The sequence below is a fragment of the Streptomyces sp. NPDC054770 genome (assembly GCF_053611985.1).
Map to the genome: position 1 here is coordinate 62,333 of NZ_JBSHBL010000026.1, position 20,787 is coordinate 83,119.

A 20,787-nucleotide genomic window follows, 5' to 3' on the forward strand; every position below is an offset into this window, starting at 1 on the left:
AGGCGTCCCGCGGTGCCCCGTACGACCAGGTCGTTCTTCCCGTCCCCGGCGATGCCGCCGACGCCGACGACCGCCTGGTACGTCGGTCCCCGGCCGCCGGCGACCTTTACATGCGAAGGGCCCGTACGAACGCGTCGTACGGGCCCTTCCTCAGCTCACTCGGTGTCAGCCGTTGCGCTTCCAGCGCGGCTTGTCGTCGCGGCGGCCGAAGGAGCCGGAGGACGAGCCGCGGTGGTCGTCACGGCGGCCGACCGGACGGTCGTGGCCGCTGTGGCCGCCACTGCGGAAGCCCGGACGGTCGTCACGGCGGTCGCGGTTGAACGGACGGTCGCTGCCCCGGTGGCCGGACGGACGGTCGTCACGGCGGAAGCCACCGGAGGAACGGTCGTCACGACGCTCGAAGGAGCGGCCGCCGCGGTCGTCACGGTCACGGTCGAACGGCCGGCGCTCGTCACGACGGTCGAAGGAACGGGCACCGCGGTCACCGTCGCGGCGGTCGTCGCGGCGGTCGTCGCGGCGGAAGCCACCGGACGGACGCTCGTCACGGCGGTCGAAGGAACGGGTACCGCGGTCGTCACGGCGGAAGCCGCCCGACGGACGGTCGTCACGGCGGAAGCCGCCGCGGTCGCCGCCGTCACGCCGGTCGTCGCGGCGGAAACCGCCCGACGGACGGTCGTCACGACGCTCGAAGGAACGGCCACCACGGTCACCGTCACGGCGGTCGTCGCGGCGGAAGCCACCGGACGGACGCTCGTCACGGCGGTCACGGCGCTCGTAGTTGCCCCGCTCGTCGCGCTGCTGGCGCGGACGCTCGTACGAGGAGGACTCCTGACGGGCCGGCGCCTCGGCGGCCGACTGCTCCGCCACCTCGGCCTCGGTCTCGGCCTGGGCCACGGCGGCGGCCTCGGCCACCGCCTCCGCCGGGTCCTCGCCACGCTCGCGGGCGGCTCGGGCGACCAGGCGGTCGGCCTCCTCGCGCAGCTCGGCGGCCCGGCGCTGGGCCCGCTCCAGCTCCTTGGTGAGCTGGGTGACCTCGCGCTCGGCCTGCTGCGCCGCGTTGCCCGCGGACTCGGCCTGCACCTCGGTCATGGAACGGGCGCCGGTGATGTCGGCGACCTCCGGCTCGAAGGCCGTACCGGAGTTGATGATGTGACGGCCGGCGTCGACGCCCGCGTCCTCCATCAGCCGGAAGATCTGCCGGCGCTGGTGCGGGAGGGAGAGCGAGACGACCGTGCCGGTGCGGCCGGCGCGAGCGGTACGGCCCGCGCGGTGCAGGTAGTCCTTGTGGTCGCCGGCGGGGTCGACGTTCAGGACCAGGTCGATGCCGTCGACGTGGATACCGCGGGCGGCGACGTCGGTGGCGACGAGGACGTTGACGTACCCGTCCTTGAAGTCGGCCAGGGTCCGCGTCCGCGCGCCCTGCGTCATGCCGCCGTGCAGCGCGTCGGCCTTCACGCCGGAGTCGCGCAGCTGCTCGGCGACGCGGTCGGCGCCCAGCTGGGTGCGGACGAAGATGATCGTGCGGCCCTTGCGGGAGGCGATCGCGGCGGTGACCGGCGCCTTGTCCTTGGGCTTCACGATGAGGATGTGGTGGGACATGGTCGTGACCGCGCCCTGGGCCGCGTCCACCTCGTGGGAGACGGGGTTGTTCAGGTAGCGCTCGACGAGGGTCTGGATCTCGTTCTCCATCGTGGCGGAGAAGAGCATCCGCTGGCCGCCGGCCGGGATCTGGTCGAGCAGCTCGGTGACCTCGGGGAGGAAGCCCAGGTCGGACATCTGGTCGGCCTCGTCGAGGACCGCGATCTGCACGTCCTCCAGGGAGCAGGCGCCGCGGTTGATGATGTCGCGCAGGCGGCCCGGGGTGGCGACGAGGATGTCGACACCGCGCTCCAGGGCGTAGATCTGGTTGCCCATCGAGGTACCGCCGCAGACGACCTTCATCTTCAGGCCGAGGACGTCGCCGTAGGGCTGGAGCGCGTCGGCGACCTGCATCGCCAGCTCGCGCGTCGGGGTGAGGATGACGGCACGCGGCCGCTTCTTCTCGGTGTGGCCGCCGGCCAGGGTGGCCAGGGTGGGCAGACCGAAGGAGAGGGTCTTGCCGGAGCCGGTGCGGCCCCGGCCGAGGATGTCCTTGCCGAGCAGGGCGTCCGGGATGGTCGCGGCCTGGATCGGGAAGGGGCTCGTCACGCCGTTCTGCGCGAGCTTGCGCACGACGCCCTCGGGGAGGCCGAGGTCGGCGAAGGTGGTCTGGGGGGTGGTGTCGGTGGTGTCAGCGGTCTCCTCGGAGACCTGGGTCACCAGTTCGTCGTCCTGGATGTTCTCGGGCACAACGATCTGGTCATTACTGGACACGGACATGCGAATGCGAAACCTTCCGGAGTCTCTTCGGCACGCGCCCGTCAACTCCGTGATTCGCTCACGACCGCCTCAATGCGGTCCGCCACGGCAAGGGAGAGTACGCGCCACACGGCGCGCTCTGCTGTGGCGCCGGGCAAATGGGATCAAACGATCTACCACCATACGCACCCAACACCCTCGAAGGCAAACCGAGCTCAACCTCGCAGCTCACAGCGGTTTCACCCACGACCCCAGAGACGCTCACGCCAATCCGTCGACTCGCAGATCACACAGATCGCACAGACCGGACGCGCTGCCATACAGACACCCCCAACACCCGACCCCACCCATCTTCTTCCCGCACCCACAATCGACCACCACCCCGGCTTCGCCCGCCGCCCGAGAGTCTCTGCCGCCGCGGCGGTGCTCAGCCCCCGCGGTGCATCCCTGCGGTGCCGAGGCCCCCGCACCCCCTACGCCGGCGTCCCCGCCTCCGGTGCCGGCTCCCGTTGGACCAGCTGGGGTCCCGTGTCCTCGTGGGCCGACGAGGACGGCTCGGCCGACGGCGGGTCCGTCGCCGGAGGCGGCGGGGTGGGCGAGGCCGGCGGCGGGGTGGGCGAGGCCGCGGGCGGCGGGTCCGTCGTCGGGGCTCCCGTCGGCCCGGCCGGCACCCCGGGCGGCACGCTCTGCCCCGGCTTCGCCGGCCCGGCCGGGGCCGCGCTCGACCCCTTCGTCGGCTTCGCGGACGCCGACGCCGACTCCCCCGGCTTCGCCCTCTCCCCGTGTCCGCGCTTCCCGTCGGCCGCCGTCCCGCCGTATCCCGCCCCGCCCTCGCCGGACACCCCGGACCCGCCCTCGGCCACCTCACCGTCCCGGTGCCCCGCGGAGTGCGACGGCTTGGCCTTCCCCGCGTCGTCGCCCACGCTCACACAGCCGGCGGCGGCCGCGGCCACCATCACCGTGACGGCCAGACGGACGGGTACGTACAAGGGGCGCACGGCGGCCACCTCCGGGGGCGGAGAAAGAAGTCAACCTGCCCAACTCCCGCCGCCCACAAGAGGACACGCACCCCCGGACCGAACCGTCCCCGGCCGTCGCGGAGGCGTGGGCGGGTGGTTCACCATGGAGTGTGCGATTCGACTCCGTTCCCATGCCGGCGAGCGTCGAGGCCAGACCTCGTGACAGCCGCGGCTACCCCGTGCCCGCCATCACCCCGTGGGAGGGCGACGCTCCCCAGTTCGCACTCACCGACTACGAGCGCAGCGCGGAGTGCGCACGGAACAGGCTGTGTTCCGTCTGCAACACCCTGATGCCGAAGGGCCCGGTGTGGCGGGTGGTCGGCGCCGCGGAGAGTGCCGCGATCCGCGACGCGCTGGCCGCCGGGCGGCCGTACCGCAACCTGTCGCCGACGCTGGAGGCTCCCGGGCACCGCGCGTGCATGCTCTACGCCTCGATGGTCTGCCCGTACCTGGCCCGTCCCAACGCCCGGCGGGGCACGAGCGCGGAAACCCCGGACGACATGACCGCGCATGTCGTCCGGGGTGCTGTACGAGGGAAGCTGGGTGCCGTGGTGGGGTTCGCCGACTACGAGTTCGCCGTCACCAAGTCCCAGGTCCTGTTCCGTTTCCTCGACGTGGCCGAGTTCCTGCCGCACGACACGGCCGACGAGCACCTGGCGGCGCTACGGGCCGAACTCGCCCGCTCCGGCGGCCGCCTGGGCGGCGGTCAGCCGCGGTAGGCGGCCAGTCCCTTGTGCGTGGAGACCTTGACCGGCTTGCCGAAGCCGTGGCCGGACTTGGTGACGGTGTAGGTGCCGTTCGGGGTCCGGAAGGCGATGGTCTTGCCGTTGGGCGACCAGGTGGGCTCGGTGTAGTCGGTGGTGGCGTGCGGGGTGATGTCCTTGACGGCGTTGGTGCCGGCGGTCAGGTCGTCGACGAAGAGGTGGTCGTGGCCGCCGACCGAGCGGACGAAGACGACCTCCTCCGAGTCGGGGGAGAGCGCGGGCTCGGACCCCTTGGTCAGCGCACCGCCCTGCTGGCGCAGGTAGTCGTCCCGGATGTAGACCTCGCCGTTGTGGGTGTTCTCGTAGACGGCCGTGCCGTAGGACCCGCCGACGTTCGGCCAGGCGTTGTTGGTCTGCGGGAGCGCGCCCTGCTCCGGGTCGTCGCTGTACAGGCTGATCTTGGCCGGCTTGCCGTGGTTGCTGGTGGCCTTGACGCGCTCCAGCACGGTGCTGCCGTTGATCTTGGCGGCGAAGATGATGTTGTTCTTCGCGGGGATGCCGTTCGTCCTGTCGGCTGCGGCGACCTGCCAGGTCGGGTGGGACCAGGTCTGGTTGCCCGGGTTGGCGGCGACGGTGACGCGGTGGCTGCCGTCGGGGTCGGAGACGACGAGGTTGCCGTGGCCGTCGACGAAGGCGGCCTTGCTGCCGCTCGGGTTCCAGGCCAGGTCGCGGACGACGGTACCGAAGTCGATCGACTTGCCGCCGACGAGGACGTGCCGGGTGCCGTCGCTGATGGTCAGCCCCCGGGGCACGGTCACCGCCTTGGCGGCGGGAGCGGCCGTCGCGGTGGCGGACACGCCGGCCAGGGCCAGCAGCGCGGCGACACCGGTGGCGGCCACTGCTGCGGTGCGACGACGGTAACGTGCGGACATCGGGTTCCCCCCAGGGTGCATGACCAGCATGAATGACCAAGATGAATGACGATGGACGACCAGGACGAAGGGGACCGCGACAGGTGGTCGTCGCGGGGAGTTGCCTGCCGTCTCCGGAGCTGATCCGGTCCCCGCGGCCCGTGCCGCCCCTTCGTGATGGCAGAAGTCTTCCCACGGGGGATGACAGAGCTGTGCGTGCACTGTCACAGGCGTGCAATAGGGACCGGAAACCCCCGTTCCGCGTGTTCGTCCCTGACAATGGCCCTGTGCTGGAGATGACACGCGACGGGTTCGAAGAACTGGTGAGCGAGGCCCTGGACCGGATCCCGCCGGAGCTGACGCGGGTCATGGACAACGTGGCCGTGTTCGTCGAGGACGAGCCGTCCGCCGACGACCCGGAGCTGCTGGGCCTGTACGAGGGGACACCGCTCACCGAGCGCGGGGAGTGGTACGCCGGGGTCCTCCCCGACCGCATCACGATCTACATGGGGCCGACCCTGCGGTACTGCGAGACACCGGAGGACGTGGTCCACGAAGTCGCCGTGACCGTCGTCCACGAGGTGGCGCACCACTTCGGCATCGGAGACGCCCGCCTCCACGAACTGGGCTGGGGCTGACCCGCCCCGGCCCCGAACCGTCGAGCGGTGCGAACCGCCGCATATGAGCCAGCAATCCTGGGCATACGGCACCAATGGCCCGCGTCCGCGCCCGACCCCGAGCCCGCCTGCCCGCCCTGGAACTCGCCCCCGAGGCACATGAGCCGCCCGTCTGGAGCCGCGTCCTCGGCCTGGCCGCCGTCGTGCTCGTCGGCGCCTGGCTCGGCCTGCTGATCGTCGGGAACGTCCGCGCCCAGGTCGGCCCGATGGACACCACGATGACGCTGCGCCCGTCCCTCAGCGGCGGCACGAAGATCAACGTCTCTCCGCTGGGCGCCCTCTACCTGGACACCCACACCGGCCCCGTCCGCCTCGACGTCAATGTCGACCAGCTCGACCCGGTCCGCTCCCAGGCCCTGGTCGACCACCCCGAGCGCCTCTCCGGGCTCCAGGACGAGGTCGCCCACGACGTCGAGCACGGCACCCTCGACCTGGCCGTACGCTCCTGCGTGGCGGTCGTCACCGGCGCCACCGCCCTCGGCCTGGCGGTCTACCGCCGCCCGCGCCGCGCCCTGGCCGCCGGCGGCCTCGCCCTCGGCCTGCTCGCCTCGTCCGGCGCGACCGCGTACGCCACCTGGAACCCCGAGTCGGTCCTGGAGCCGAGGTTCTCCGGCCTGCTCTCCTCCGCCCCGGCCCTGGTCGGCAACGCGCGCAGCATCGTCACCGAGTTCGACGTCTACCAGAAGGAACTGGCCCGCCTGGTGACGAACGTGACGAAGCTCTACGACGTCACGTCCACGCTCCCCGCCTACTCCCCGGACCCGGCCACCCTGCGCGTCCTGCACGTCTCCGACATCCATCTGAACCCGGCGAGCTGGAAGATCATCGCCTCGCTGGTGGAGCAGTACAAGGTGAACGTGATCGTCGACTCCGGCGACACCATGGACCACGGCACGGCGGCCGAGAACGGCTTCCTGGACCCGGTCGCCGACCTGGGCGTGCCGTACGTCTGGGTCCGGGGCAACCATGACTCCCGCATCACCCAGCGCTATCTCTCCCGCATGAAGAACGTGCACGTCCTGGACGACGGCCACGCCGAGACGATCGCGGGGCTGCGCTTCGCCGGGATCGGCGACCCCCAGTTCACCCCCGACCGCTCGTCCGTTCCCGGCGGCGACGCGGCCGAGGAGCTGGCCGGGGACCGCCTCGCCACGGCCCTGCGGGAGCAGCGGGCGGCCGGCACCCCGGTGGACGTGGCGATCGTCCACGAGCCGTCGGCGGCCCGGATGACGGACGGCGAGGTGCCGCTGGTCCTGGCGGGCCATCTCCACCACGAACAGACGGAGCTCCTCTCGCACGGCACCCGGCTCCGTGTGGAGGGCTCCACGGGCGGCAGCGGACTCCGGGCCGTCGAGGGCAAGTACCCGGACCCGATCGAGGCCTCGATCCTCTACTTCGACCGGGACAGCCGCCGGCTCCAGGCCTGGGACGAGATCAAACTGGGCGGTCTGGGCGAGACGACGGCCGAGGTCAGCCGCCACCTTCCCCAAGAGAACCAACCGGGCGCCACCCCGTCGCCCGCACAGAGCCCGTCACCCTCAGGAGGCACGACCAGCACACCGTCGCCCTCGTCGCCGTAAACCGTTTTGGCGATACTCACCGCCATCCCATATGCTTCTCACGTCCCCGACGCGCTGAGGAAGCGCCCAGGCGGGCCGATAGCCCTCATCGTCTAGCGGCCTAGGACGCCGCCCTTTCAAGGCGGTAGCACGGGTTCGAATCCCGTTGGGGGCACGCAAGATCGTGTGCAACACTGTTGCACGCACAGCTTGGTCCTGTGGAGCAGTTTGGAGTGCTCGCCACCCTGTCAAGGTGGAGGCCGCGGGTTCAAATCCCGTCAGGACCGCTGAGGTTTCACGTGAAACCTCGTGGCTGGGTAGCTCAGTTGGTACGAGCGATCGCCTGAAAAGCGATAGGTCGCCGGTTCGACCCCGGCCCCAGCCACAACAGACAGCCCCTCCGGGATCCGGAGGGGCTGTTCTCATTCCTCGCCTCTCATACCTCCGCCCGCACCGCTGCGCTTCTTCCACTCCCGGCGCATCAGCTCCAGCTTTTCGTAGAAATCAGGATCCTCGGCGATCGTCCCCGAGGAGAAGGGGATGGGCAGCAGGAACGATGTGCCGTCGGTCCGGGTGACTCCGATCTGGGTGATGCTCCCGTTGCGCCCACGGCCCGAGAGCGCGTGGATGCTCTCGATGTCTCTCCAGGCCACGCGTCGGCGCCCGGTCATCCCGCGGGTGCGCAGGCCCTCCGCGTCGATGCGAGTCCAGCCCGTCGGCATTCCCGCCAGTGGCACGAACAGCACGGTCGGTATCAGCCCGAACATCAGCCACAGGCCCACGGCAGAACCGGTCTGGCCGTCGGCCAGATACCTGGCGGCACGGACACTCACCGCCCCGGCCCAGACCGCCATCCCCAACGCGAACGCCCACATCGCCAAGCGCTGCCTGCGCGTATACCGAAAGACCGTCTCGTTCATCCGTGCAGTCTGCACAGGGGCCTGCCAACCCGCGCCGCCGGGCTGCCTCTTGAGCAAGACCGGGGCGGAGTATGGCGTTCCTTTGAAGTCGGGCTGCGATCATGACTGCTGCATGACAACGCTGACCTGACCTGCCTCCTCCGGCGTTCTCGTGACCGCACCCGCGAACGCTCCGTGGAGACCTCATGCACAGATCCCGCCCCGCCGTAGGACTGTCCCTCGCCCTGGTCGTCGCGGTGGGCGCGATGAGCGGCTGGGGGAGCGGCACGGCGACGGCGGCCCCCGAGGCCGACGGAACGCTGTACGTGAACCATGACGTCGCGTGCAGCGACACGGGGACGGGGTCGCAGAGCCTGCCCTTCTGCACCGTGCAGGCCGCCGCGGACGTGGTCGAGCCAGGGGACACGGTCCGGATCCTGGGGTCCTCCCTCTCCGCGTACTCGCAAGCGGTGACCCTCACCCGGTCGGGGACCAGCGACGAACCGATCACGTTCAGCGGGGCTCCCCTCCCCACGAGCCGTTCGCAGGCGGTCCTCGCCACGCCCGCCTCCGCACCGGCGCTGACGCTGAAGGGCGTGCACGACGTACGCGTCGAATCGCTGGCCTTCAGCGACGAGCACCACTCGGACGTGGTGGCGGTGACCGGGTCCGACCATGTGACCCTCGACCGGCTGAACGTGGCCAACTCGGCCCCGACGGTCCCCGTCACCGGGACGGCGATCGGTGTGGACGGCACGTCCTCGGACGTGACCGTGTCACGGACCTCGATCTACGCCGGCACCGCATACGGCGTGCGGGTCGAGTCGGGAGCGGCCCGGGTCACCGTGACGACCAACGTGATCCTCACGCAGCAGCAGGGCGGCATCGCGGTGTCGGGGGCGACCGACACCGACGTGACCAGCAACACGGTCTTCACGCCCTGCGCCGCCGGAATCTCGCTGGACGGCGGGAGTTCCGGGGTGGTGGAGAACAACGTGGCCATCACCCTCAACTCGATGCAGAGCAAGGCCTGCCCGGCGCCGACCGCTCCGCTCTACGCGATGTCGGCCGACTCCACGAGCCGGGTCACCGCCGACTACAACGTGGCGGCGAGCGGGGGGTCCGCTTCCACCCCGGCCCGCACCGAGTACTCCTGGGCCGGCACCTCCTACGCCACCAGCGCGGCGTTCCGGGGCGGAACCGGCCAGGGCACCCATGACCTCGACGGGATCACCGCGCCCCCGGGGACGCCGTCCGAGCACTCCCCCCTGATCGACTCGGCCGACGCCACCGCGCCCGGCGAACTCACCACCGACCAGGAAGGCCACCCCCGGGTCGACGACCTGCTGGTCGCCGACACCGGCAACGGCACGAGCCGCCCCGACCGGGGCGCCCTGGAGCGGCAGGACACCCTCACCGTCTCCGCCGACGACGATCCGACGCCCCCGAAGGGGCTCGCGCCGCTCGGCATCTCCATGAAGACCGACGCCACCAGCGCCTGGGGCGCGCCGCTCGCCTACTCGGTCGACTTCGGCGACGGCAGCGACCCGGCCACGGGCACCCCCGGCATCCCGGTCGCCCACACCTACGCCACGCCGGGGCTGTACACCACGCGCATCACCTTCACCGAACCCGACGGGACGAGCGCCGAGAAGTCCTACGCCGGGGTGGCGGCGGGTACGGCCACCCCGCCCACAACCGCCCTGTCCGTCGCCCCGGACACCGCGAGCGGACAGGTCGACGCCGGGTCCGCGCAGTTCACGGTGGCGGCCCCGGCCGACCCGTGGGAGGTCGCGTACCGCACCCTGGATTACGGCGACGGCACGCGGGAGAACCTGCTCTCCGACGCCCAGGAGCCGGCGCGGCCCACGCACCAGTACGCGGCCCCCGGCACCTACACCGCCACCCTGACCCAGACGGACCTGTTCGGCCGGACCACGACCGCCAGGACGACCTTCCACGCCGCCGACGCCTTCGTCGCGATGACCCCGCAGTACGACACCGAGAAGACGATCGCCGCGCACGGCGTCCTGAAGCTCTCGGCGGCCACGCTGCGAGCCGACTCGAACGGCGTGGACGCGGTGCAGCTCCAGCTCGTCACCAGCAACGCGAAGGCGAGCGGCGCGCTCACCCTCTACCCCCACGGCACCAGCCGCCCGGGCACCGGCGACACCACCTTCGAGCCGGGCCGTACGACCACCGCCGAGACCACGGTGAAGGTCACCCCGACCGGTTCCGTCGACCTCTACAACGGCAGCTCCGGCGCGGTGACGGTCAACGTCGCCACGGTCGGCCTCCAGTCCCACGCCCAGTACGCCGACACCTACCACCCGGTCACCCCGGCCCGTCTGCTCGACACCCGCACCGGCACCGGCGGCACCCGGAGCCCGGTCGCGGGCGGCCACTCGCTCACCCTGACCGTCGGCGGCACCCACGGCGTCCCGGCGAACGCGACCGCGGTGGTCCTCGACGTCACGGCGACCACCACCAAGGCGTCCGGCGACCTCACCGTGGCCACGCACAGCACCAACGACTCCGTCGTGAACGGCCCCTACTGGACCACCGGACAGACCGCCACCTCCCAGGTCGTGATCCCCGTGTACGACGGCAAGGTCGTCCTGCACAACGACAGCAAGGCGTCGGCGAACCTCGTGGCGGACCTCGCCGGCTGGTACGGCACCGCCGCGAACGGCTCGGAGTTCCTTCCGGTCACCCCCGCCCGCATCCTCAACACCCGCACCGGAACCGGCACCGGCAAGGTCGCCAGGCTCGCCGCCCACGCCACCCTCAAGCTCAAGGTCACCGGCGCCCACGGCGTCCCCGCGACCGGGGTCACCGCCGCCGACCTGAACCTCACGGTGCCCGCCCCGTCCGGCAGCGGCTACCTCGTCGCCTACCCCGACGGCACCCCGCGCCCCGGCGTCTACTCGCTGAACTTCACCAAGGCTCACACCACGGCCAACCGCGCGCTGGTCAAGGTCGGCACCGACGGCGAGATCGACCTCTACAACGCCGGTGCCACCTCGGTGGACGTGTACGCGGACCTGCTGGGCGACTACGACGTCTTCCGCTAGGTTCTGGCGGGTCGAGACGTCACCAGGGTGGGGAAGATGAACCGGGACCAGGACATACAGCTGGAGAAGGACCGTGCGAGATACGGCCTGCTCGCCGTCGTCGTCAGCAACCTCGCGATCGCCGGGGTCGCCGTCTTCGGCGTCTGGCGGCTCAACGGCAACGAGTCCGTGATCATCGGCGTCCTCAGCGCCGCCTTCACGGCGGTCAGCAGCATGACCACGGCGTACCTGGGGATCAAGGCCGTATCCAACACGGCGAAGTCCATGGCAGCAGCCGCCTCCGCACCCACAACCCCTACCCAGCGAACCCCGTAGGGGCTTTCACTCACCGGCGCTCGCCGGGTGCCGCTGTAGCTGACGCGACTGCAGCGCCCCGTAAGGGGCGCGGGGAACTGCGCGCTCAGCCCCCACCCACCCGCACCCGAACCACTACCTCGGCCCCCGTAACAACCGGCCAAACCGCCGGAGGCAAAAGCGTTCGCCATGAATTTCCCCGAGGTGAGATCCTGGACCGCGTATGTCTACGCACCCTGCCCCCGCCCTCGGCCCCCTCGCCCCTCGCCTGACCGAGCTCTCACTGCGCGACGCGCACCGGCTCGGGCGCAGGCTGGAAGGCGCGCGCAAGATCCGTAAACCAGAGGCCCGGGCCGCCGTCCTCGCCGAGATCGAGGCCGAGGTGGCCAGGGCCGAGGAACGGATGGCCCGCCGGCGCACCGTCGTGCCCGCCGTGTCGTACCCCGAGCAGCTGCCCGTCAGCCAGAAGAAGGACCAGATCGCGGAGGCGATACGCGATCACCAGGTCGTGATCGTGGCCGGTGAGACCGGCTCCGGGAAGACCACCCAGATCCCCAAGATCTGCCTGGAGCTCGGGCGGGGCGTGCGCGGCATGATCGGGCACACCCAGCCCCGCCGCATCGCCGCCCGTACCGTCGCCGAGCGGGTGGCCGAGGAGCTGCGGACACCGCTCGGGGAGGCCGTCGGCTGGAAGGTCCGCTTCACCGACCAGGTGAACCCCGACGCCACCTTCGTCAAGCTGATGACGGACGGCATCCTGCTCGCCGAGATCCAGACCGACCGCGAGCTGCGCGCCTACGACACGATCATCATCGACGAGGCCCACGAGCGGTCCCTCAACATCGACTTCCTGCTCGGCTATCTCGCCCAGCTGCTGCCGCGCCGGCCCGACCTCAAGGTCGTCATCACCTCCGCGACCATCGACCCCGAGCGCTTCTCCCGGCACTTCGGCGACGCCCCGATCATCGAGGTCAGCGGGCGGACGTACCCGGTGGAGGTCCGGTACCGGCCGCTCCTCGAAGAGGACGCGGAGGACACCGACCGGGACCAGATCACCGCCATCTGCGACGCCGTGGAGGAGCTCCAGGGCGAGGGGCAGGGGGACATCCTCGTCTTCCTCTCGGGGGAGCGGGAGATCCGGGACACCGCCGACGCGCTCACCAGGAAGAACTACAGGTTCACGGAGGTCCTCCCCCTCTACGCCCGGCTCTCGCACGCCGAGCAGCACCGCGTCTTCCAGCCGCACACCGGCCGCAGGATCGTTCTGGCGACCAACGTCGCCGAGACGTCGCTGACCGTTCCCGGCATCAAGTACGTCATCGACCCCGGCTTCGCGCGTATCTCCCGCTACAGCCACCGCACCAAGGTGCAGCGGCTGCCCATCGAGGCGATCTCGCAGGCCAGCGCCAACCAGCGCAAGGGCCGCTGCGGCCGTACGTCCGACGGCATCTGCATCCGGCTGTACGACGAGGACGACTTCGTCTCCCGCCCGGAGTTCACGGACCCCGAGATCCTCCGGACCAACCTCGCCTCCGTCATTCTCCAGATGACCGCGGCCGGCCTCGGCGACATCGAGAAGTTCCCGTTCATCGACCCGCCGGACCACCGCAACATCCGCGACGGTGTGCAGCTGCTCCAGGAGCTGGGCGCGATCGACCCGGCCGAGAAGGACGCCCGCAAGCGGCTCACCGACACCGGCCGCAAGCTCGCCCAGCTGCCCGTGGACCCGCGGCTCGCCCGCATGGTCCTGGAGGCCGACAAGAACGGCTGTGTCCGCGAGGTCATGGTCATCGCCGCCGCGCTCTCCATCCAGGACCCGCGCGAACGCCCGGCCGACAAGCAGACCCAGGCCGACCAGCAGCACGCCCGCTTCCGGGACGAGACCAGTGACTTCCTCGCCTTCCTCAACCTGTGGAGATACGTCAGGGAGCAGCAGAAGGAGCGCGGCTCCAGTTCCTTCCGGCGGATGTGCAAGCAGGAGTTCCTGAACTTCCTGCGCATCCGTGAGTGGCAGGACATCTACATGCAGCTGCGCACGGTCGCCAAGCAGATGGGCATCCACCTCAGCGAGGACGACGCCCCCGCCGACCGCGTGCACGTCTCGCTGCTCGCCGGCCTGCTGTCCCACATCGGCATGAAGGATGTGAAGGACGGCGCGAAGAACGAGTACCTGGGGGCGCGCAGCGCCAAGTTCGCGCTCTTCCCTGGCTCCGCGCTGTTCAAAAAGACTCCCCGGTTCGTTATGTCGGCGGAGCTGGTGGAGACCTCGCGCCTCTGGGCCCGCGTCAACGCGAAGATCGAGCCGGAATGGGTCGAGCCGCTCGCCGAGCACCTCCTGAAGCGGACGTACAGCGAGCCGCACTGGGAGAAGGACCAGGCGGCCGTGATGGCGTTCGAGAAGGTCACGCTGTACGGCGTACCGATCGTCGCCGACCGGAAGGTGAACTACGGCCGGATCGACCCGGAGACCAGCCGCGAGCTTTTCATTCGCAACGCACTGGTCGAGGGCGACTGGCGGACCCACCACAAGTTCTTCGCCGACAACCGCAGGCTGCTCAGCGAGGTCGAGGAGCTGGAGCACCGGGCCCGGCGCCGGGACATCGTCGTCGACGACGACACGCTCTTCGACTTCTACGACCAGCGGGTGCCCGAACACGTCGTCTCCGGCGCCCACTTCGACTCCTGGTGGAAGCACAAGCGGCACGAGCAGCCGGAGTTCCTCGACTTCGAGCGGGAGATGCTGATCCGGGAGTCGGCGGAGGCGGTCACCAAGGCCGACTACCCGGACTCCTGGCGGCAGGGGCAGCTGAAGTTCCGGGTCACCTACCAGTTCGAGCCGGGCGCGGACGCCGACGGTGTGACCCTCCACATCCCGCTCCAGGTCCTCAACCAGGTCAAGGACGAGGGCTTCGACTGGCAGATCCCGGGCCTCAGGGACGAGGTGGTCACGGAGCTGATCCGGACCCTCCCGAAGCCGATCCGCCGCAACTACGTGCCGGCGCCGAACTTCGCGAAGCGCTTCCTGGACACGGCGGTGCCGCTGCAGGAGCCCCTGCCGGTGACCATGGCGCGCGAGCTGAAGCGCATGGTCGGCGTGCCCTTCGAGGCCGAGGACTTCGACTGGGCGAGGGTCCCCGACCACCTGAAGATCACTTTCCGGATCGTCGACGAACGGCGCCGGAAGCTGGCCGAGGACAAGGACCTGGAGGCACTGAAGCTCCGGCTGAAGCCGAAGGCGCGCCAGGCCCTCTCCCAGGCGGCGGCCGCCACCGCGTCCCGCGAGGGCGGCGAGTCCCTCGAACGCAAGGGCCTCACGGACTGGACGATCGGGACCCTGACGCGCGTCTTCGAGACGCGCCGGGCCGGCCAGCCGGTCAAGGCCTATCCCGCCCTCGTCGACGACGGCGACACGGTCTCCGTCCGCCTCTTCGACACCGAGGAGGAGCAGACCGAGGCGATGTGGAAGGGCATGCGGCGGCTCATCCTGCGCAACATCCCGGTGAACCCGGCGAAGTTCGCGTCGGAGAAGCTGACGAACGCCCAGAAGCTCGCGCTGTCGGCGAACCCGCACGGCACGATCCAGGCCCTGTTCGACGACTGCGCGATGGCGGCGGCGGACAAACTGATCGCCGACTTCGGGGGGCCGGTGTGGGACGAGGAGTCGTACCGGAAGCTGTACGACAAGGTGCGCGCCGAGATCGTCGACACGACGGTCCGCACGGTCGGGCAGGTGCAGCAGGTGCTCGCCGCCTGGCAGGCCTGTGAGCGCCGTCTGAAGGCCGTACGGAGCCCTGCGCTGCTGGCAAACCTGACGGACGTCCGCAAGCAGCTGGACGCCCTGGTGAAGCCTGGCTTCGTTACCTGGGCCGGTATACGACGCCTCCCCGACCTCATGCGCTACCTGGTCGCCGCCGACCGTCGCCTCCAGCAGATGCCGGCCAACGTCCAGCGGGACACCACCCGCATGGAGAAGGTCCACGAGATGCAGGACGAGTACGCCTGGCTCCTGGAGCAGCTCCCGAAGGGCCGGCCGGTGCCGCAGCAGGTCCTGGACATCCGCTGGATGCTGGAGGAGCTCCGGGTCAGCTACTTCGCCCACGCACTGGGCACGGCGTATCCCGTCTCCGACAAGCGGATCGTGAAGGCGATCGACACGGCTGCTCCGTAACCGACCGGGCACGCCAAGTGAGTTCGACCAGGGCCCGCCCCCTCCTGTACAGTCCTTCTCGCAGCACAACGCAAGACAAAGTGCCGCGAAACCTGGTCCTGTGGAGCAGTTTGGAGTGCTCGCCACCCTGTCAAGGTGGAGGCCGCGGGTTCAAATCCCGTCAGGACCGCCCAACCACGAAGGCCCGCTCCCCCTGGGGAAAGCGGGCCTTTCGCGTACCCAGAACCTCTCCTCCCACCCACACCCCCAACCGACCACCCCGTTTCACCGCACCCCCTCCTCCGCCCCCACCTCCATTCCACCGCCACAGCGCGCCACCACAGTGACGCGGACCGGCGGTGCCCAACCGGCCGCAGCCGACGGGTCCGGCGCCGCCGGAAACCGGCGTCGTGGCTGGCTGGCGCCGCGGCGGGAAAGGGGGCGGGGGAGGCAAGCAGGCCGCAGCCGAGACGGGGGCAACGCGGGGACAGGCGGCGCAGCGCGAAGGCAGGTGCCCGGGGCGGTCGCGCAATCCGACCGACCACTCCGTTTCGCCGCACCCCCTCCTCCGCGCCCACCCCCATTTCCGCCGCCACGGCGCGCCGCCACAGCGACGCGGACCGGCGGTGCCCAACCGGCCGCAGTCGGCAGGCCCGGCGCCGCCGGAAACCGGCGTCGTGGCCGAGGACCGTCGCGGCAGGAGGGGACGGGGGCGGCGTAGGTAGGCGGTGAGGGCGAGCGGGGGCCCTTGACGGGGTCACATTCGGTGGTTAACCAGGAGGGAGGGCCTGGATTTCTCGGCGGCCTTCTGGAGGTGGCGTATGGCGGCTTCGGTGCGGCACGAGACGCGGGCGTTGCTGAGGGCCCACCTGGCGGCCGCCTCGTCGTACCGGCATCTGACCCGCCACTGTCCGGTCTGCCACCGGCTGCTGCGGCTGGCCATGGACTCCGCCCCGCACACCGCCGAGGCCCCCGAGGAGGCCCTGGAGGACGAAGGTCCCGTCGGCGTGTGACCAACGGCCGTTCCCGGGAGGGGCGGTGGCGGGTCCGGTTCGCCGCGTCGCCCCTCTATCGCACACCGCGGAGTACAAACAACCCGTGCGGTATGTGACGGGTGTCACCGCATGAGTTTCCGAAAGGGCGGTACTTACCCCCTTCCTACAACTGGTCAATTTAATATGTGCAATTGCACCACCCTGTGGACCCACCCCGAGCCCGCCGCGAGGCCCCCGCGGGCCGCTCTCCGGGTGGCTTCCACAGCGGATCCGACAGCGCTCCCCAGACTCCGACAAGGCCGCTCACAGAGCCGCCGGCCACGGTGGGCCAAGCCCCCAAGGGCGCACAAAAAAGATCGCGCTGGACCCGGCGGAGTCCAGCGCGATCTACGACGCACCCTGTGTCGCTTGCCTGAGAAGTTCTTGTCGGCCTGGGCGTGGGCCCTGTTGGGGCAGGTCCCGCGTCGCTTGTAGCTAGGGTTTCGGGCGTCCCGGCCAATTGGGGGACCGGTCGGTATGCCCGCTATTCAGTTTTGGTCAGGCCTCGCTGCGCTGCTGCGGGATGCCCGCCAGCAGGGCGCGCACCTCAGCCTCGCGGTAGCGGCGGTGTCCGCCGAGCGTGCGGATCGACGTGAGCTTGCCGGCCTTCGCCCACCGCGTGACCGTCTTGGGGTCGACGCGGAACATCGTGGCGACCTCAGCCGGGGTCAGCAGCGGCTCGGCATCAGGGGTGCGAGCGGTCATGAGCGGCCTCCTCGGGAGAACCGAACCTTCTCGGTTCTTTCCTCTAAATTCTGCACCTTGACCCGCGTTGCCCGAAATGGCGGACGCGAGTCGAGTCGGTTATAGGACGAACGGCTTGTCCTCGGCACTACAACTACACCATCTGTCCAGCCGCGTCGGCCAAACCGATGGAATTGCCCTCCCAGGTAGGCATCAGCCGCGGAAGCCGATGGACCATGCCATAGCGGACAGTCACGCCTCTGTGACGATCAGTCACAGGACGATCAGGAGTCACCAGACCCCCCAAAGCACGTAATGCTGAGAATCCGCCCACAGTGCACCACACTTGGACGGATGGAGCCCTCCCCGGACTCCTTGTCCTATTTTGGCACGAGGAGTGGCAAGAGGCGCAAGAGCCGTGTAAGTGCTATCCGTCACCCTTGACGCAAAAGCCCGGATCGGGATCCAACGTCCAGTGCGTTCACTGAAGTGCCGTCAACGTACGTTGTTTCATGCCTTCTGGGCCGTGACGTACATCACTCACCGCACACACGTCACGCAGGTGTCATCCGGTTGTAAACAGCATCAGACACCTCGTCACTTAGTACGGAGCAGCGGGCATCCGCACTCAGACCGGCACACGGACCGGCACGCAGACCGGCAGGCAGACCCGGCACTCAGTTCGCCGAACGGCGGTCCCGTACCGTCCGCCACCGCTCCACCAGCCGCCCGTACGCCTCCCCGGCCGCGGCCCCGTCGCCCACGCGCAGCGCCTCGATGCCGGCCGCCACGTCGGCCGCCGAATGGTCGTCCTCCAGGTCCCCGGCCGGCAGGGTGTGCACGAGACCGCCGTAGTCCAGCTCGACCAGCGAGCGCGGGTGGAACTCCTCCAGCCAGCGGCCGACGTCCACCAGGCCGTCGATCAGCGGCCCTTCCTCCACGGTGTCCTTGAGCGTGCGCAGCGACCGGGCCACCCGGCGCCGGGCCTGCACCATCGGCGTGCGGTAGCGCAGCAGCGGCGGGATCTCGCCGGTGCCCTTCTCGTACCGGCGCTCCTCGTCGGAGACCAGCACGAACCAGTTCAGCGGCACCTGCCAGGTCGCGGTGCGGATCCAGGGCCGGGAGTCGGGGTTGCGGACCAGCCAGCGCTCGTAGTCCATCGTGGCCTGCCGGCGCACGACCGGCGGGAGCATCGCGTCCAGGACCGGCTTCGGCAGTTCGTCGGAGAGCTCCTGGAGGGCCTGCCAGCCGCGCAGCCGGGTCCGCCACGGGCAGACGCAGACGACGCCGTCGACCTCCAGGACGAATGCGTCGGCGCTCTCCTGCACCGGCACCGCGACCGGCGGGGTGGGCAGCAAGTCGGCCAGGGAGCGGCGGAGTTCGTCCTGATAGGAGGGGCGCTCCGGACGGCGGGCGTAGCGCGTCCAGTGCTCGCGCTCCCGGGCCGGGAAGGCGGCCAGCGGCTCGTACACGCGCAGGTACGTCGCATAGGGGACGACCACCGAGGACACCTTGGGCACGCCTGCTCCCTCCCCATCGCACCGGGCTCGAAACCAGCGGAACCCACGACGGAGTCAGCCGGGGCAGGCCGCGGAAACCAAAGCAAATCGTCCCACGCTCATACGTGCACACACGGCACGGGAGAGTGATCCTGAACACTGCGCGGATGGTGTACGGGCAATGGCTCTACGCTCATGCCACGGCCCCCGCCACCCTTACGGGAGCCCCGCTTCCACCGCCGCGACACACGCGACACAACCGGGAGTCACCACAGTGACCGACGTTTCCACCGGCGTCCTGCACACCCTGTTCCACTCGGACCAGGGCGGTCACGAGCAGGTCGTGCTCTGTCAGGACCGCAAGAGCGGCCTCAAGGCCGTCATCGCCATCCACTCCACCGCGCTGGGCCCCGCCCTCGGCGGCACCCGCTTCTACCCGTACGCGGGCGAGGAGGAGGCCGTCGCCGACGCCCTCAACCTCGCGCGCGGGATGTCGTACAAGAACGCCATGGCCGGGCTCGACCACGGCGGCGGCAAGGCCGTGATCATCGGGGACCCGGACCGCGACAAGACCGAGGAGCTGCTGCTCGCCTACGGGCGGTTCGTGGCCTCGCTCGGCGGCCGGTACGTCACCGCCTGCGACGTCGGCACGTACGTCGCCGACATGGACGTGGTGGCCCGGGAGTGCCGCTGGACCACCGGGCGCTCCCCCGCGAACGGCGGCGCCGGCGACTCCTCCGTACTCACCGCCTACGGCGTCTACCAGGGCATGCGGGCCAGCGCCCAGCACCTGTGGGGCGACCCCGCGCTGCGCGGCCGTACCGTCGGCATCGCGGGCGTCGGCAAGGTCGGCCACCACCTCGTGGAGCACCTCCTGGAGGAGGGCGCCCGGGTGGTCGTCACGGACGTGCGCCGGGAGGCCGTGGGCCGGATCTCCGACCGGCATCCCCAGGTCGCGGTGGCCGCCGACACCGACGCGCTGATCCGGGTCGAGGGCCTCGACATCTACGCCCCCTGCGCGCTCGGCGGCGCCCTGAGCGACGCGTCCGTGCCGGTGCTGACCGCCCAGGTGGTGTGCGGCGCGGCCAACAACCAGCTCGCCCACCCGGGCGTCGAGAAGGACCTCGCGGACCGCGGCATCCTCTATGCGCCGGACTACGTGGTGAACGCCGGCGGGGTGATCCAGGTCGCCGACGAGCTGCACGGGTTCGACTTCGACCGGTGCAAGGCCAAGGCGGCGGAGATCTTCGACACCACGCTGGCCATCTTCGCACGTGCGAAGGATGACGGGATTCCGCCGGCCGCGGCGGCCGACCGGATCGCCGAACAGCGGATGCACGAAGCCGTAACGGCGGGTGGACGCTGACCGACGGCCGGGTTTCCGGGCGGTTTTTCGGTACCTGCCGGCGGGCAGTTCGAGAGAACTCTCACGTTCGTCGGCGGGTCGCCCGCCAGGAAGTGGTTAAAATCGTGGTTGACCAGCGGGGACGGGGCGCCTCGCGGGTCATCGAGTCAGGCGCGTGGTGCGGGCGACGTACCGTATGGGCGCGGGCTCAGGTACCGTGGAAGCCCTACGGACCGGTCTCTCCGAGGAGAGTCCGTTCCGGATCATGAACGCGTGTCAGACTCTGGGGCCGTCGAGCCCCGTCACCGAGGGGGTCGAGCCATGGGGCGCGGCCGGGCCAAGGCCAAGCAGACGAAGGTCGCCCGCCAGCTGAAGTACAACAGCGGTGGGACTGACCTGTCACGTCTGGCCAGCGAGCTGGGCGCATCGACTTCGAGCCAGCCGCCGAACGGCGAGCCGTTCGAGGACGACGACGAGGACGAAGACGACCCGTACGCCCAGTACGCGGATCTCTATAACGACGACGATGAGGACGAGGACGAGGACGACCAGTCCGGTCCGCACTCCCAGCATCGTCGCGGTGCGTGATGCCTACGGCGGTTTA

At 70.4% G+C, this 20,787-nt stretch carries 15 protein-coding genes and 4 tRNA genes; 13 read left to right on the forward strand and 6 right to left on the reverse strand.

Translation table 11 applies throughout. From position 1 onward, the window contains the following. Positions 1-165: 165 nt before the first annotated feature. Together ACWGKQ_RS23060 and ACWGKQ_RS23065 are read right to left on the reverse strand one after the other, a co-directional pair. Positions 166-2,358: a DEAD/DEAH box helicase gene (locus ACWGKQ_RS23060; RefSeq protein ID WP_453293829.1), complete on the reverse strand. Its 2,193-nt coding sequence runs from the start codon at positions 2,356-2,358 to the stop codon at positions 166-168. A gap of 452 nt (positions 2,359-2,810) precedes the next feature. Beyond that, complete coding sequence (locus ACWGKQ_RS23065) at positions 2,811-3,335, reverse strand: hypothetical protein (protein ID WP_453293830.1); 525 nt, start codon at positions 3,333-3,335, stop codon at positions 2,811-2,813. Positions 3,336-3,487: 152 nt separating this feature from the next. On the opposite strand from ACWGKQ_RS23065, the gene ACWGKQ_RS23070 reads away from it, so the two are divergent. Further along, a complete protein-coding gene (locus ACWGKQ_RS23070; RefSeq protein WP_453293831.1) occupies positions 3,488-4,075 on the forward strand; it encodes a hypothetical protein in 588 nt (195 codons plus the stop codon). Here the strand turns inward: ACWGKQ_RS23070 and ACWGKQ_RS23075 are convergent. After that, positions 4,063-4,992: a TolB family protein gene (locus ACWGKQ_RS23075; RefSeq protein WP_453293832.1), complete on the reverse strand. Its 930-nt coding sequence runs from the start codon at positions 4,990-4,992 to the stop codon at positions 4,063-4,065. The genes ACWGKQ_RS23070 and ACWGKQ_RS23075 overlap by 13 nt on opposite strands. A gap of 266 nt (positions 4,993-5,258) precedes the next feature. Here ACWGKQ_RS23075 and ACWGKQ_RS23080 point away from each other — a divergent pair, with 266 nt between their 5' ends. The 5 genes from ACWGKQ_RS23080 to ACWGKQ_RS23100 all read left to right on the forward strand — a co-directional run bounded on the left by ACWGKQ_RS23080 (position 5,259) and on the right by ACWGKQ_RS23100 (position 7,592). After that, positions 5,259-5,609 carry a metallopeptidase family protein gene (locus tag ACWGKQ_RS23080; protein ID WP_352361908.1) on the forward strand — a complete coding sequence of 117 codons (351 nt, stop codon included), beginning with the start codon at positions 5,259-5,261 and terminating at the stop codon, positions 5,607-5,609. 74 nt (positions 5,610-5,683) lie between these two features. Next, positions 5,684-7,228, forward strand: a complete 1,545-nt coding sequence (locus ACWGKQ_RS23085) for a metallophosphoesterase family protein (RefSeq protein WP_453293833.1) — start codon at positions 5,684-5,686, stop codon at positions 7,226-7,228. Positions 7,229-7,309: 81 nt separating this feature from the next. Beyond that, positions 7,310-7,382 (forward strand) — tRNA-Glu (locus tag ACWGKQ_RS23090). Between the two features lie 37 nt (positions 7,383-7,419). Further along, positions 7,420-7,494: transfer RNA gene (locus tag ACWGKQ_RS23095), tRNA-Asp, on the forward strand. 24 nt (positions 7,495-7,518) lie between these two features. After that, a tRNA-Phe gene (locus tag ACWGKQ_RS23100) sits at positions 7,519-7,592 on the forward strand. A gap of 37 nt (positions 7,593-7,629) precedes the next feature. On the opposite strand, the gene ACWGKQ_RS23105 is transcribed toward ACWGKQ_RS23100, so the two are convergent. Next, a complete protein-coding gene (locus tag ACWGKQ_RS23105) occupies positions 7,630-8,127 on the reverse strand; it encodes a PH domain-containing protein (protein WP_453293834.1) in 498 nt (165 codons plus the stop codon). Between the two features lie 185 nt (positions 8,128-8,312). Here ACWGKQ_RS23105 and ACWGKQ_RS23110 point away from each other — a divergent pair, with 185 nt between their 5' ends. The 5 genes from ACWGKQ_RS23110 (at position 8,313) to ACWGKQ_RS23130 (ending at position 16,634) form a co-directional block, all read left to right on the forward strand. Continuing rightward, positions 8,313-11,180, forward strand: coding sequence for a PKD domain-containing protein (locus ACWGKQ_RS23110; RefSeq protein ID WP_453293835.1), 2,868 nt, complete (start codon positions 8,313-8,315; stop codon positions 11,178-11,180). A 36-nt stretch (positions 11,181-11,216) separates the two neighbouring features. Beyond that, on the forward strand, positions 11,217-11,495 hold the full coding sequence (locus ACWGKQ_RS23115) for a hypothetical protein (RefSeq protein ID WP_453293836.1): 279 nt from the start codon (positions 11,217-11,219) through the stop codon (positions 11,493-11,495). 202 nt (positions 11,496-11,697) lie between these two features. After that, positions 11,698-15,642, forward strand: a complete 3,945-nt coding sequence (gene hrpA, locus ACWGKQ_RS23120; protein WP_453293837.1) for an ATP-dependent RNA helicase HrpA — start codon at positions 11,698-11,700, stop codon at positions 15,640-15,642. Between the two features lie 94 nt (positions 15,643-15,736). Next, positions 15,737-15,811, forward strand: a tRNA-Asp gene (locus tag ACWGKQ_RS23125). A 631-nt stretch (positions 15,812-16,442) separates the two neighbouring features. Further along, positions 16,443-16,634: a DUF6274 family protein gene (locus ACWGKQ_RS23130; protein WP_453293838.1), complete on the forward strand. Its 192-nt coding sequence runs from the start codon at positions 16,443-16,445 to the stop codon at positions 16,632-16,634. Between the two features lie 519 nt (positions 16,635-17,153). Here the strand turns inward: ACWGKQ_RS23130 and bldC are convergent. Next, entirely contained in the window at positions 17,154-17,360 is a 207-nt protein-coding gene (gene bldC / locus ACWGKQ_RS23135; protein ID WP_003949541.1) for a developmental transcriptional regulator BldC, read from the reverse strand. 656 nt (positions 17,361-18,016) lie between these two features. After that, complete coding sequence (locus ACWGKQ_RS23140; RefSeq protein WP_453293839.1) at positions 18,017-18,859, reverse strand: hypothetical protein; 843 nt, start codon at positions 18,857-18,859, stop codon at positions 18,017-18,019. A 253-nt stretch (positions 18,860-19,112) separates the two neighbouring features. On the opposite strand from ACWGKQ_RS23140, the gene ACWGKQ_RS23145 reads away from it, so the two are divergent. Then, positions 19,113-20,204: a Leu/Phe/Val dehydrogenase gene (locus ACWGKQ_RS23145; protein WP_453293840.1), complete on the forward strand. Its 1,092-nt coding sequence runs from the start codon at positions 19,113-19,115 to the stop codon at positions 20,202-20,204. 300 nt (positions 20,205-20,504) lie between these two features. Then, on the forward strand, positions 20,505-20,771 hold the full coding sequence (locus ACWGKQ_RS23150; RefSeq protein ID WP_189262707.1) for a DUF3073 domain-containing protein: 267 nt from the start codon (positions 20,505-20,507) through the stop codon (positions 20,769-20,771). Positions 20,772-20,787 lie beyond the last annotated feature (16 nt).

Coding starts and splice junctions, on each gene's coding strand:
- ACWGKQ_RS23060 (WP_453293829.1), bottom strand. CDS start 2,358: ATGTCCGTGTCCAGTAATGACCAGATCGTTGTGCCCGAGAACATCCAG.
- ACWGKQ_RS23070 (WP_453293831.1), top strand. CDS start 3,488: ATGCCGGCGAGCGTCGAGGCCAGACCTCGTGACAGCCGCGGCTACCCC.
- ACWGKQ_RS23075 (WP_453293832.1), bottom strand. CDS start 4,992: ATGTCCGCACGTTACCGTCGTCGCACCGCAGCAGTGGCCGCCACCGGT.
- ACWGKQ_RS23085 (WP_453293833.1), top strand. CDS start 5,684: ATGGCCCGCGTCCGCGCCCGACCCCGAGCCCGCCTGCCCGCCCTGGAA.
- ACWGKQ_RS23105 (WP_453293834.1), bottom strand. CDS start 8,127: ATGAACGAGACGGTCTTTCGGTATACGCGCAGGCAGCGCTTGGCGATG.
- ACWGKQ_RS23110 (WP_453293835.1), top strand. CDS start 8,313: ATGCACAGATCCCGCCCCGCCGTAGGACTGTCCCTCGCCCTGGTCGTC.
- ACWGKQ_RS23115 (WP_453293836.1), top strand. CDS start 11,217: ATGAACCGGGACCAGGACATACAGCTGGAGAAGGACCGTGCGAGATAC.
- hrpA (WP_453293837.1), top strand. CDS start 11,698: ATGTCTACGCACCCTGCCCCCGCCCTCGGCCCCCTCGCCCCTCGCCTG.
- ACWGKQ_RS23130 (WP_453293838.1), top strand. CDS start 16,443: ATGGCGGCTTCGGTGCGGCACGAGACGCGGGCGTTGCTGAGGGCCCAC.
- bldC (WP_003949541.1), bottom strand. CDS start 17,360: ATGACCGCTCGCACCCCTGATGCCGAGCCGCTGCTGACCCCGGCTGAG.
- ACWGKQ_RS23150 (WP_189262707.1), top strand. CDS start 20,505: ATGGGGCGCGGCCGGGCCAAGGCCAAGCAGACGAAGGTCGCCCGCCAG.